Genomic DNA, 13,349 nt, shown 5'->3' with positions numbered 1-13,349 from the left:
TCACAGAAAAAGACCTCGCACTCATTTAAGAGGACAAGGTCTTTTGGTATGTGTTCTACACTATGGAGCAGGTGTTTGTGCATCACCTGGCACTGGTGCATCGTCAAAGGATGGGTCGTGCCATTCTACTTTATGTTTTTCCTGAAGCGTATTTAACCAGGTACCGTAGTTCTGACTGCGATTTTGGTCAGTCAGCATTATCTTGATCTGATCTTTGACTTTATCAAACTCAGGTGCCGGTGACCCCAGCTGTTCTTTATTTGTATCGTAGTAGGTTTTAATTTGCTCCTCGGTAACCGGGAATGCTTTATCCAACAACCTATCCCGTGTCATGAGCACGCTCAACTTATCCCGCAGCTGGGCCTCGGTCATTCCCATACTCTTCAAGTAGTTTTGGAATGCCTCAGGTGAACCTACCTGTTGTTTCATCGAATCTATCTCTTTATCCATATCTTCTTGCGTCACCGCGACGTTTTGCGCCTTGGCTTCCTGCTTGATTAACGCTTCCGCAACAAGTTCATGTATCGTTTGTTTTCCGTACATTTTTTTCATTTCACTGTAAAGCTGATTTTGTGTAATGGAGGTATCGCCAGCCGTTACCAATACAGGGTCATTGCCTTTTGCCCATGATTGATAAAACCCTAAAACAGCTAACCCCGTTAATAATATGGCAACCGAAAGCATGGAAAGATCAAACTTCTTCACTTGGATATCCTCTCTTTCTATAATCTGCCCTCCAAGTATAGAAAGAAGTTACGGTAGAAAAATGGAAAGCGTATTACACAACTTTTCCACATTCTAAACATATTATGCGCTACATAAAAAATCGGGTAAAAAAAGAGGAGAGAACGGAGGCGATGACAGGACCTAAAACTGCCCAAACCTGTAAAAAGCGTTCTTGTTTCCTGTCTTTTTCTACTTCCATGAACTGAGCGAGTGCTTCCTTGTCCCGAGTATCGTTCTCCAGTAATTGCAGGATAATATCTTTGTCTTTTTCCGTCTTCTCTGCTTTCATTTCTAACTCGGTTTGCAACTTGTTCAAAACTTGCAGTACATCATAACGCACATCCTCCATGCGTCCCAATTGATGTTCAATTCGTTCTAACCACTTCGTGACTACTATCATTTGTCCCTCAAGCTGATCGATTCGTTCTTCGAATTTGTCTAATTTCAAATAGATGCGCTGTATATGCTGATCTATATTTCTCTGATTTTCATATGGTCCCGCTGTCATAGATTCCACCTCCCCCGTCCGTCCTTTATACTACTTGTTTATGTAGCGGAGAGAAGCATTGCTTGTACGGTTATCCCTCTTTGTTCAGTCTCGTGTAAAAAAAGGCGGCAAACAAATGTATTTCCAAATCCTGAATTCAGCTAAAATAGATGGAAGACTATCTAGCATTTCTCTCAAATAAACGGGGACATGACCGTTTATTCATAAAGGAGGATACCATGACAACCTTGCTGGAGGTAAAAGGGGTAACGGGTGGGTACTCTTACAACCACGCTGTAATCAAAGACGTCTCCTTTCACATACGCGAAAAGGAAATTGTAGCGCTAATCGGGCTGAATGGCGCAGGCAAAAGCACGACCATCAAGCATATTTTAGGACTCTTGGAACCAAACGCAGGCGAAATCAGCATTGCGGGGAAGACCTTTCAATCAGACCCTGAAAACTATCGTTTGTCTTACGGGTATATTCCCGAGTCACCCATTTATTACGAAGAGCTTACGCTGTGGGAGCATATCGAGTTAATGGCCATGAGCCATGGGCTGGACCAGGAAGTTTTTTATGAACGGGCACGTCCTCTCTTAAAAGAATTCCGCATGGAAGAAATGAAAGACCGATTTCCCCAGCAGTTTTCCAAAGGCATGAGACAAAAGCTCATGATCATGATGGCGCTGCTCGTACAACCGCCTCTGTACATCGTGGATGAACCGATCCTGGGTCTGGACCCTCTGGGGATTCGTTCTCTTCTCACGTGGTTAAACCGTTGCAAGGAGCAAGGGGCTGGCATTCTGATGTCCACACATATTTTGGCCACCGCCGAAAAGCATTGTGACCGATTCATCATTTTGCACAAAGGCGAGATTAGAGCCCAAGGAACGTTAGAGGAGCTTCGGGGTATTACAGGGCTCCCAGATAGCTCCTTGGACGACATATACTTGCATATCGTAGAGGATGACGGCCAGTGAAAATAGACGTAGATCAATTATTTCGCAAACGGTTCCATGCCTTTTCAGTCGAATTCATTCGATATGCCCAGTACATGGCCAATGGCGGCCTGATGTTCGTCGCGATCTTTTTGATGGGCTTGCTCGCCTTCTACTACCGCAGCATCATCGCGATGATCCCACCCTGGTTCCCTTTGCCGTATGCCATGGCTCTCGTAATTGCTTTTGTCGTTGTGAGAAGCCCCCTACGCACGTTTTTATTGGAAGCGGATTTGCTTTTTTTGACTCCGCACGAAGTAAGGCTGGATCGCTATTTCCGGAAGGCGCTCGTCTACAATTTTGCTACTCAGAGCATCGTGGTGTTTATCGTCCTGCTCCTGCTCATGCCTATGTATACAGAGGTCGTAGGTGCACAAGGCGTGCAGCTGTGGGTTTATTGGTGCATTCCCCTGCTCTTGAAGGGGTGGAATGTTTACAGCAGTTGGACGTTCTTACGTTTGCCAGATCAGAAGAAGATCGGATTCTATACGCTCGCTCGATTTGTCTTTTCGTATATCCTCCTCGCGTGGGTATTGAGTGAAGGACAATTCTTACGAGTAGGTATGATCCCATTTGGTGTTCTGATCTGCGCTGCGCTCTTGATCTGGCTCCATTTGCGAATGTTGACCTATAAGAAAAAACATTCCATACAATGGTATCGCCTGCTGGCTATCGAAAGCGGCTTGCGTCACCGCTTTTATCAGTTCATGAACAACTTCCGGGATGTCCCTGCCATGCAGCACCAGGTGAAGTCACGCTCGTGGCTCATTGCCCTGACGAAGCTGCTGCCTTACCGTCAATCAACAGCAGGACGTCATTTGTTTACCAAAAAATTTATTCGATCTGGTGACTTTGCGGGTATATACTTCAGGCTCATCCTGCTATCCGCCTTCCTGGTCCTGATTTTGCCAGGCCCATATGCAAAAATCATTGCCGGCCTGCTCTTTCTCTTCATGACTGCCAGCCAGATCGGCACCCTCTGGCGCCACCAGCAAAAGCGAAACGGTTATGCGATTTTTCCGATTCGGGATAGTCAGTTGAAACAGTCATTTAGCTGGCTGCGCATGATTCTGTTGGGTTTTCACGGTGTAGTTCTTGTGCTCATTGGGTTATTGTAGTTAAAGAATGCTTTTTATCAAATGCCGCTTCTTCCCTCCACTACAGCCAAAAAAAAAAAGCAGCTCTTCATCAGTAGAAGCGCTGCTTTTTTATTTATTGATAAAGTGATTTGTTTAGAGTCGGAACGTATCCACCTTGCTGCGCAGCTCCTGAATGCTATCTGTCACCTGCTCCGTTTCAGACACGAACTGATCAACGTTTCCACTGACCTCATGCATCGTAGCAGATACTTCTTCAGTAGCTGCTGCTGTTTGTTCCGAGATGGCAGTAACCGTCAACACGGATTCATTCACCTTGTTCTGACCTTGCTTCATCGTCTCTACGCTCGCCATGACATTCGCAAGCGACGTCTTCAAGGTATGCGTCATGTCAGACAGAGCCGTAATGCCTTGTGTAACGGAATCCAAACGCTCTGTACCCGCGTTGTAGCGATCCAGCGTCGCATTTGTCTTTTCCGTAGCTTGTCTTACCTGATCTTGAATGTCTTTGATGCTCTCCTGAATGACGTGGGTTGCCGCACCTGTCTGTTCAGCCAGCTTGCGAACTTCTCCCGCTACCACTGCGAAGCCTCTGCCCGCTTCGCCAGCACGCGCACTCTCGATGGCTGCATTCAACGCCAACAGATTGGTCTGTCCGGCGATTTGCTGAATCGTTTCAATCACGTCGTTAATTCGGCTCGATTTTTCTTCAAGAATCGCCATTGTATTTTGCACTTCATGAAATTGTTTGTTCGTCTCTGTTCCATCTGCCAAAAACTCTTGCAATACTTTGTAGCTGCTCTCTCCGATATCGGACACGCGATTGGATACTGCATCCATCTCGTCCATCGCCGTATTCAATTCAGACAGCTCGCTCAAGAATTCTTGAACCGTTTGCACCGTCATCTCCATCGCAGTTGCTGTCTGCTCATTCCCCTGCGCAATCTCTTGGCTGGTAACCACGATATTTTTGTTTTGCTCGCGGACAGAGTTGGCACCTTCCCGAATGGAATTCGCCATGCTGTCGATATGCTCGGTTGTCTCTTTTACACCGCCAATGATTTGACGCAGCTGTGTCGTCATCTCACCAAAAGCAACGACAATTCGGCCAATCTCGTCTTTTTTGTTGGAAACAGAAATCTCTGTAGACGTGAGATCACCAGAAGCAATACGCATAGACGCCTCTTGTACAACTTGCAGTGGACGCAGCATCTTCTTGATCAAAAAGAATACAGCAACCAAAGCAATAATCGTTACGACAATCATAGAGAGAATGATGCGTGGCATGGTCTCATCCAAAACCTGATCATTAATCAGTTCCACTTTGTCTGCCGCAGTATCTACACCTAGCACCGCAATTACTTGACCAGATGGATCTTCAATCGGTGCGAATGCACTCAGGTAGTCCCCGAACACAGGGTCTTTGACGATTGGCGTACTGTTCGATCCGCCTTCCAGGGCAGGAGCAATGTCAGCTATGCCAGTAGAGGTTGTCTCTTGACCGATTGCAGATGCTCCCTTTGCTCCTTTCGCCGTTCCATCCACCATAATCCTTACCTTTTCACCGTCTGCATGAAGAATATAAACATAAAGGGCACCTGTTTTTTCGGTGTAATCAAGCAACAAATTTCGGATAGACCAGTAGTCGTCAGATTCTTGTGGCTGAGATATAAATTTCGCTATCTTCTCTGAGTCAAGCCCTTGGGAGATATGCAAGGCTGTGTTGATGCTTGAGCGCGAGAGTGTCTTTTCAACAGTAGTTACGCTATTTTCGTAAATCATAATAATATTGATTGCCATCATGACGGCAATGATCACCGCTACAAGAGCAACGACCCGTGTTGCCAAGCTCTTACTCATCCTGTTTCACTTCTCCTTCGCCGGTTACGATATGTGTATTGCGGACTACCCACCTGGGAGCAGATGCATTGTTGCGGGAGGTTTTGCCTTTTCGTAAAAGGATCAGCATTGTTGTTCTCACACGGTGATACTCGATAAAAAAAACACCCAAAAAGGGTGCTTTTCCTAAACACTCCCTACCAGTCTTATCGACAATCGGTAGTGATTTAATTAGGACTTTTGTTGGGCAATCAGGAAAAATCGATGGGTAGGAATATCGATATACCCAACCGCTTCGATTTTTTGGTGCAGATCGAGCAAGGCATCCGCGTACTTTTCTACAGTAAAGTCGCGAATCTGCCATTCGATCGCCTTCAAGTAGTAAACAATGGCACCGATATCGTAAAAACGTGAAAGGCTCATTTCCTCTCTTTGCTCCACAATCGTAAGACCGACTTCCTCCAGCTCGTTCACTGCATAGGCAAGATTCCAGTGCAAGTAATCAGGCGGAATTGGAGCGCCCAGCAATCGATTCAGGTCGAGATTGTCTTGACCGCCTACTTGCTGAGTGACAAATGTGCCCCCTGGCTTCAACAGGCGCTTCATTTCAGACGGCAAATAAGCTTCATGTCGATTGATAATCAAGTCGAGTGACTGATCCTCAAAAGGCAATATTTCTTCCCCGTCTACCGGAAACACACGAACACCCAAGGGCTCCAGATTGGCTTTTGCCACCGCTACATTCGGCTCATAGCCTTCTGTCGCATACGTCTCCACAGGGAACGGCGCAAGCGTAGAAAACAGTTCTCCACCGCCTGTTCCCATTTCCAGCATAGAGCGAATCCCAAGCATGTTCTTTTTCACGATATTTACGTAGTTCCAGCCAAGTGGTGCATCCTGCATCCTGCCTGTCGCAGTCAATCTGGCAAAATCCCACCCAGCGAATGGTGCCTCCACTTCCTCTTGAAAGCTTTTGATCCAATCCTTATTTTCCATTTCTGCTTCTCCTCTCATTTATACCAGTCTGTTCATTTCCAAACCAGACGAGGCAGGAGGAGCTCGAGCGCGTTGTTACGTTTGTACAAAATCAAAGGACATGAGAAAAAGCCCCCTTCCCAATATTCTGATAATCCGAGAAAGATTACTAAAATTGTAATGTATATCCTGTATGTAGATCAAGCGCACTTCTCCGACTTAAGGCGGAGTGAAAATACTGCCTCGGTACGTTTGGTCTTCAGCCGTTTCTCTATATCATTAGTATCGAACTAGTAAATAGGAGGAACTGATCATGGCTGATTTTGAAGTGCTTGCCGGGATTCATCAAGGATTGTTTCTGGTCCTTCTCATCGTCATGCTGGTCCCAACAATCATGGCAAACCAGCTCGTTTTCCGTCCGACGAAACGGGCTTTCATAAGCAGTGCTCGCATCACTTTATGTTTTTCATGGTCGGCCCTTTTTGTATTTGCGGGGCATTTGGTGATGACGTGGGTTCTGTTCGAATCCTTTGGCTGGCTTTACATAAAGGATACGTTGCTTGGCTTTTTACCTTTTATTTTTGTTCCATTGCTCTTTTGCCTTCTCTCTACTTTTCCACGATTGTGGGAGTTGACCGGGAAAGGCGGCAGAGAGTCAAGGCAGTCACAAGTAGATACGGATTATACCCGCATTTTGTTACAAGAGAAAAATGCTAGGTCTGCAAAAGCAAACTCGCCAGATCTAAACGACGCATTAGATGCAGAGTGGCGAGGAGACGCATCTTGCCCCGAATTGCTCGTTCCGCTACAAGCTAGCGTCTTGAGTTGTCTGATCGCACTCTTTCTTCAAGTCTTTTTTCCGGCTGTTACACTGGAACCGTCCATTTTGTTTCTCGCTTGGGGCGTATTATTAGCCGGGGTCTCCCTGCTCTGGATTCAGCAATCGTGGCAGCATCAATACCATTCCACTGCGGAAATTTGGGTAAAACCACGTCGCCTACATCGCTTTATCCGTTTTGCCACGTTTCTTCTGATGACTGCTTTACTTGCGACGATCTGGGGAAATCAAGCGATGATAGCGAGTCGCCTTCCCGATCATTCACCTTCGGGAGGTCAGAATCAGGACGATCACGCTTTCCCCGATTTCGTTTTCCCTGTAAAGGCGAGTGCCCATTCGATGCCTTCCACAGGGAAACTTGGAAGTGTCGATGGGCCAACAGAACCAAAACAAGAAACCCCGGATCGAACGTTTTCGCTGAACGCACAGAAAACACCCATCCTTCAAGCATCAGGAAAAACCGTAGAAGCATGGACCCTGAATGGACAATATCCCGGGCCTGAGCTGCGTATGAAGCAAGGGGAGCTCGTCGAAATCATCCTTTTGAACAAGGATATTTCCGAAGGGATAGACATCCACTGGCATGGCATGCAGACTCCCGCTAGCTATGATCGCATTGCAAAAGGAGAAAAATCTGTTTATCGTTTTCGTGCAGAACAAACAGGAACGTATTGGTATCATTCTCATCAGCAAATTCCTGAGCAAGTAGTGAACGGACTGTTCGGCGCCCTTGTGATCGAGCCAGCCGAGGCTACCACTACAGGCGCACCCATCCGCGACATCGCCATGATTCATCACAAGGACGAAAAGGCAGGCGCGATGTTAAACGGCTCACATACACGAAAAATCGAAACAGTTACTCCTGGCACAACGGTTCGCCTTCGCTTTATTAACGCAGAAAATGCTCCTGTCACCTATTTGCTGCAAGGAACTCCTTTTCAGGTAGTAGCGATTGACGGAACCGAGGTAAACGAACCGAATTTGATTGCCAATCAAGCCTTGCAGCCGGGGGCAGGCGGGCGATACGACATTCAGTTTACGATGCCTAATCGTCCCGTGCTATTTGCTCCAGCTGCAAGCCAGCATGACAAAGGGCTACTCTTACGTCCAGACGGGTCCGAAGATGCTGTGCCCTTCTTAGATGCAGAGCTTTCTGTCTTTGACCCTGCACGTTACGGCAGTCCGATTGCGCTTCCTTTTGATCTCTCTTCCCATTTTGATCGGGAATATCAACTGCTCATTGATGGTCAGTACGGATTTTTTGACGGTCAATTCGAGCGTTTGTCGACGGTAAATGGCGACTTGCTTCCTGAGACGCGAATGATGATGGAAGAAGGGGATCTCATAAAGCTGACTTTCGTCAACCGCAGCTTCCAGGATCAATCGATGTATCTGCATGGTCATCACATGCTCATCTTGAGTCGAGACGGCAAAAAGGTGACAGGAAGTCCATGGTGGACGGACACTCTCCAGGTAGCGCCAGGTGAAACCTATGAAGTTGCTTTCCGCGCGAATAATCCTGATGCATCAATGGAAGAGAGCCTGCCTACAGGTGACACTGCTTTTGGTATAGCAATCCCGCTCGTGTATGAAGAGCATCTCTAAAAAGAAAACAGCAGTCCGTAGCGATTTTCGCCAGGTTGCTGCTTTCTTTTTTGTCTGTTACTGAGACTTTTTCCGGTTCTTGGCCGCCAATAGTCTGTTTAGCGTTTCGTCAGGCTGTGTTTGCTTCTCCTGCTTCTCTTTTGCCTGCTCGTTCTTGATTGCTGCTGGCTTCACCCGATTTCCAGCCGTCCCTACCGGATGAATAAGAGGAGCAGATACGACTTTCTGGTCATCTATCCGCTCTTCACGTGTCCGTCTTGTCGCAGAGCGCTTCTCGCCGAGGCGAGACAATACTGCCTGTTGTTCAGAATCGGCAGACGTGGACTTGCGCAATCTCCATAGACTAGATAGCCTTGCCCACCATTGATCCGGCAACTGCAGACGGCGAACGGCGATATCGATTGGCAGCAGCAAAGCCGCCAACATCAGCAACCACTCACTGATTGACTGTGTGTCCCATTTATCAGGAAGCGTGCCGCCAAAAGCTTCTTCCGGTTTGGTGATCTGATTCCCGCCACCGGCACTTAGCCACTCTTGAAGTTCTTTCTCTCCATCGGCATGTATTCCGTATTCGGGTGAATAGGAAACGGTCAATCCAGTCGTTTGGCTCGCCATGACTCGTCCTTGATTTTTTTGTGAGATCTGAATCATGTAAGTGCCCGGATCAGCAGTCTCGAATTCACCCTCCATGACGCCTGGCGCAACCGGCTTAAGCTTGATGACCTCTCGCTTCATCTCTTGATTGAGAACCACTGCCTCCATCTCTTGAGGCATGCTTCCACCAGCTGGCATCGTAACCCTCACATTGCCTTTTGCGCCGTTCACGCTCGTGGTCGTCTTCCAAGTGCCTTCTGTAATTTGTGGGAAAGTCCATGCCACGATTTCGTTCCACAGACGGCTGTTTCCTCCCCAAGCCACCCAGTCCGGTGACCACTTCCCTTCCAGATCACTCGTCCAGGCGACAGAACGCCCCAGGCCGTACTGCCAGCGGGTGAGAATCGGATCATCGTCAGCACTCATCAAGGATGATTCAGCTGTTTGCTTCGGTGTTGTTGCTATATACGCTCGCACTGGAGGCAATGTCTGCTTCAGCGTAGGCCATGCTCCCATCCCTGTATAGCCTGGTACTTGGGGCTTCTCTACAATAAACGTGCGACTGGCTAACGCTGTTTCCTTACTGAAGATTTTCGGGATAGATTCGGCATCGTTGGCAAAGTAATATCTGCCCTTTCCTAACTCGGCAATCATCTCCAGCAGCGACCTATCCGAATCATCACCCAGCGCCACAGTTGAAACGGTAATATTTTCAGCCGTCATTTGTTTTAGCAGGCCCTCGTAATCATCGCCGATTGCAGACTGCCCATCTGTGAGCAAAATAACATGCTTGCGCTGGGTGTTCATCGCCTTTACGCGTTCGTAGCCCAGCTGTAAGGCAGGGAAAATATCGGTCCCGCCATCCGCTTGGATTCTGCTGATCTGCTGTTGGATTTCATCCAGCTTCGTGACAGATTGTGGCGCTACGACATCCCATGGCGCATCGTCAAATGCGATCACCCCGATGTAGTCCTGTGCATTCATCATGGTTGTCGCTCGAATTGCGGCTTCTCTAGCCAGCGCCATCTTATCCGCACCTCTGGCATCGGCACTCATACTGCCCGATTTGTCGATAACCAGTTGGAGCCCGAGCGAAGGGAGCTGTTCCTTCCCTTTTAAATCCATATGAACGGGCAATGCCTCTTCGATTGGTGTCTGGAACCAGCCACCCATGCCGAAGCTATCTTTACCCCCTGTCATGATCAAACCAATGCCCAAATCACGTACAGCGGTCCGCATCCGTTCCATATCCGCATCAGTCATGCTGGTAGCAGGCACATCTGCCAGTACGATGGAGGCAAATTGTTTGTAGCCCTCAAGCTCCTTTGGCAGCAGTGCAAGATCGCGCAGCTCCACCTTGATATTGCCCGCTTCCAGCGCTTGAATGAGGTTGCTGGCGGCACCTGGATGCCCTTCGGCTACGAGCACGACTGGTGCCCCGGCTACCTGTGTATAGGCAGTAGCCTGATTGTTCGCCGCTACGGTATCTTGTCGCGGCTCGATTTCCACGCGATAGCGATGGAAGCCCTGCTGCATCGCTTTTTGCGAAAAAACGAAGCGGTTGTTGCCCTTGCCGATCTGTACCGTTTGCTGGCCCGCCTCGCGATTGCCTTCATACAGGCGTAGGGTTGCCTCGGTTGCTATTGTACTCTCCACATCAACGGTGATGCCGTATTCCTCTCCCGCATACAGTCTTTGCGGTACCTGTACAGATGAAAGAACGACCTCATCCCCGTGTGGCTGCTGTAAGGAAACAGCCTCTACAGCGATTCCTCGCTCCCTCGCCAGTCTTGTCTGCCGTGCCGCATCTCCGTTTGTTTCCTGACCATCTGTCAGCAAGACGACTTTTCCTCTGGCATTGGTAGGGATCATGGCAGACGCCAATCGGATTCCTTCTGCCAAATTGGTTGCATTCCGGTTGACATCCACGCCCAAGGGCTGTACCTCTTGGCGTATCGTCAACGGTTGATCAACCGCTGCCTCTGCACCTACTGCAATGACAGCATACTTATCTGCTACTTGCTTTTGCCCGATCGCCTCGCGCAGAAAGGAGAGAACCCGCGGATCGTCCTTCATAGAAGCGGATCGATCTACAACAAACACAATCGTTTTCGCCTGAACAGGTGTCAATAGCTGTGTCCCTGCCAACGCCAACACCAGAAGGAGGAACAAGAGCGAGCGAATAGTTGCAATTGTCGCCTTTCTGGCGATTGGCATTTGCTTTTGATGTCGCCACCAGCTGATGATGACGTACGCAACGGGAAGCAATAACAACAGGAATAGCGGCTGTATAAAGTTAATACCCACGCTGATACACCCTCCATTCCACCAATAACACCAAGAGAGCAAACGCCGCCAACCAATAGGTCAACTCCTTCGTTCCCAGTGCTCCTGTTGTGTCAGTCGCTGTTGCTTCCTCACTCTCCTTTTGTTCTTCGGCATTCTTCCGGGCAACGCTCACAGACTTTGGTGTAATATTCGATTCTTCCTCATTCATTTGGACAGTAAAATACGTACTTTTGGTCCCGGTATCTACCCCTTCGTCAAGACGATATAGTCCGGTCAGCTCCGGTAGTTGCATCGTTTTCGACGTGGCGTCCTCCGTAAGAGACTGCTGGTGTCCATTCGGATACGTCAAGGTACGTGTTGTCGCTCCCGGTGAGAGTGGGATGGTCAAGACCTCTCCCGGATGTGCCGTGGGGATCGGGGCTGTTTGACCAGGTGACAGCCAATTGACGATATTTTGCATGAAAATCGGAAAAGCAGGACGCAGTGGAAAGTCCGATGCATGCAAATCAAATCCGATGATGACCATTCGACGACCGTCTATGATCCCAGCTCTGACCAGATCGACATCGCCTGCGCGTACCAATGGCTTCATACCAGGCATCTCGTCCAATACGTATCCTTTGGCGACGTGCACATCCCGCCAATCTACGTGCTTGAGCAGAGGGTCATCCGGGGAAACTGGCCTTGGCTGTTGATCCAGTTCTTTTTCCCCAGCAAGCGGTAACCACTCTGTTTTCTTGTTCGGAGCAATCAACAAAATGTTTCCTTTTGGCAACTGTTCTGGCACGACTCCGTCAAAAACCCACAAGTCACGCGCAGCCGCCGCTGTAACCGGTGCCTGCTGAATCGTTTCCACCTCAAGACTTCCGACTGTCTGCAATACTTGATGGAGGAAGCGGTTCCCCTCTGGCGAATACAACGCTGCCTTTCCCCTCCCGGCAGCGAATGGCACGCTCCACATGACATTATCCTGGGAAAGTCCGTCCTGCTCCGGTTCGATGACTGCACGATAGACGCTAGACACCGCTAGCTTCTGAAACGAAAATGTCTGGGAGCTACCTGCCCCAATCGCAAAAGAATCGGTATCCAGCAACTTGTCTTGCTCATCAAAAATAGTGACTTTTCCTTTCGCAGGCATACTGCCGTGATTGTCCACCCGCAGCAGTCCCTCTACCCCTTTTTCCGTCGGCTGGGTCACAAAAACACCGATTGCGGTATTCTCGCGGGTGCTTCCCATCTGCATAAACTGAAAGCTCCCGGAAAAAGCAGGAACTGGGCCTCCATCCAGCTTGCGTTCCCCGCTTCCGTCCCCCATCCAAACCACTCCACTACCTGGTTCATTCTCTGCAATAGCTCCCGCTAATGACAACGCAGCGATTTGATCGGATGTCCCGGAAAAAGGCGCAAGCTTTTCGATAGCTTGCAAGAGCGGCTCTTTGTCTGCACTTTTGGAAACCAAAACATTCGGCTCACGCCCTGCCTCGATGAGGGTCATTGTCTGGCTACTTCCCAGCTTCTCTACGAGTGCTTTTGCCTGTGAAACGGCTCGTTCTAGCCGCGTCTCGTTCCCTTCCTTCGTCATCATGCTCCCTGATGTATCCACGACCAAAATCGTATGGTCGGATGTGATTCCCTCAGTGGGAACGGCCGGTCGTATCAAAGCCAGCACGAGCATGCAGGCAACGAGCAGTTGCAGCAGCAACAACAGGTTACGCCGCAGCCTTTCCCACGGTTTCACCGCTTCCCAGTTTTGCATCGTGCGCTGCCACAGGAGTGTACTTGGTATGACACGATCCTCTACTTTTCGCTTGAGCAGGTAGAGGACGATGATGGCCGGGATAATCAGCGCAAACCACAAGTTGCCCAAACCCATCCACTGCATGTAGTCTCTCTCCTCT

Annotated in this window: 9 protein-coding genes; 3 read left to right on the top strand and 6 right to left on the bottom strand. The window is 48.9% G+C overall.

Features of this window, described 5'->3' with window-relative positions:
• Positions 1-60: 60 nt before the first annotated feature.
• Entirely contained in the window at positions 61-705 is a 645-nt protein-coding gene (locus HPY27_RS25740) for a SurA N-terminal domain-containing protein (RefSeq protein WP_017251590.1), read from the bottom strand.
• A 109-nt stretch (positions 706-814) separates the two neighbouring features.
• The gene (locus tag HPY27_RS25735; protein WP_017251591.1) at positions 815-1,234 is read right to left on the bottom strand and encodes a hypothetical protein; all 420 of its coding nucleotides are present in this window, start codon (positions 1,232-1,234) and stop codon (positions 815-817) included.
• 218 nt (positions 1,235-1,452) lie between these two features.
• On the opposite strand from HPY27_RS25735, the gene HPY27_RS25730 reads away from it, so the two are divergent.
• Positions 1,453-2,196 carry an ABC transporter ATP-binding protein gene (locus HPY27_RS25730; RefSeq protein WP_017251592.1) on the top strand — a complete coding sequence of 248 codons (744 nt, stop codon included), beginning with the start codon at positions 1,453-1,455 and terminating at the stop codon, positions 2,194-2,196.
• Positions 2,193-3,332, top strand: a complete 1,140-nt coding sequence (locus tag HPY27_RS25725) for an ABC transporter permease (protein WP_174226311.1) — start codon at positions 2,193-2,195, stop codon at positions 3,330-3,332. Before HPY27_RS25730 ends, HPY27_RS25725 begins: the two co-directional genes overlap by 4 nt.
• Before the next feature lie 114 nt (positions 3,333-3,446).
• On the opposite strand, the gene HPY27_RS25720 is transcribed toward HPY27_RS25725, so the two are convergent.
• Entirely contained in the window at positions 3,447-5,171 is a 1,725-nt protein-coding gene (locus HPY27_RS25720) for a methyl-accepting chemotaxis protein (protein WP_017251594.1), read from the bottom strand.
• 210 nt (positions 5,172-5,381) lie between these two features.
• Complete coding sequence (locus HPY27_RS25715) at positions 5,382-6,146, bottom strand: class I SAM-dependent methyltransferase (protein ID WP_017251596.1); 765 nt, start codon at positions 6,144-6,146, stop codon at positions 5,382-5,384.
• Between the two features lie 292 nt (positions 6,147-6,438).
• On the opposite strand from HPY27_RS25715, the gene HPY27_RS25710 reads away from it, so the two are divergent.
• Positions 6,439-8,568 (top strand): multicopper oxidase family protein, encoded by a 2,130-nt coding sequence (locus HPY27_RS25710; protein WP_174226310.1) that lies wholly within the window; start codon positions 6,439-6,441, stop codon positions 8,566-8,568.
• Positions 8,569-8,625: 57 nt separating this feature from the next.
• Here HPY27_RS25710 and HPY27_RS25705 read toward each other — a convergent pair whose 3' ends face one another.
• Together HPY27_RS25705 and HPY27_RS25700 are read right to left on the bottom strand one after the other, a co-directional pair.
• On the bottom strand, positions 8,626-11,469 hold the full coding sequence (locus tag HPY27_RS25705; RefSeq protein WP_174226309.1) for a VWA domain-containing protein: 2,844 nt from the start codon (positions 11,467-11,469) through the stop codon (positions 8,626-8,628).
• On the bottom strand, positions 11,459-13,333 hold the full coding sequence (locus tag HPY27_RS25700) for a VWA domain-containing protein (RefSeq protein WP_174226308.1): 1,875 nt from the start codon (positions 13,331-13,333) through the stop codon (positions 11,459-11,461). The genes HPY27_RS25705 and HPY27_RS25700 overlap by 11 nt, the downstream gene beginning before the upstream one ends.
• Positions 13,334-13,349: the final 16 nt, after the last annotated feature.

Origin of the sequence: Brevibacillus sp. HB1.1 (assembly GCF_013332445.1) — a bacterium.
GTDB classification, from domain to species: domain Bacteria; phylum Bacillota; class Bacilli; order Brevibacillales; family Brevibacillaceae; genus Brevibacillus; species Brevibacillus porteri.
This window is presented reverse-complemented; position numbering and strand designations above follow the sequence as displayed.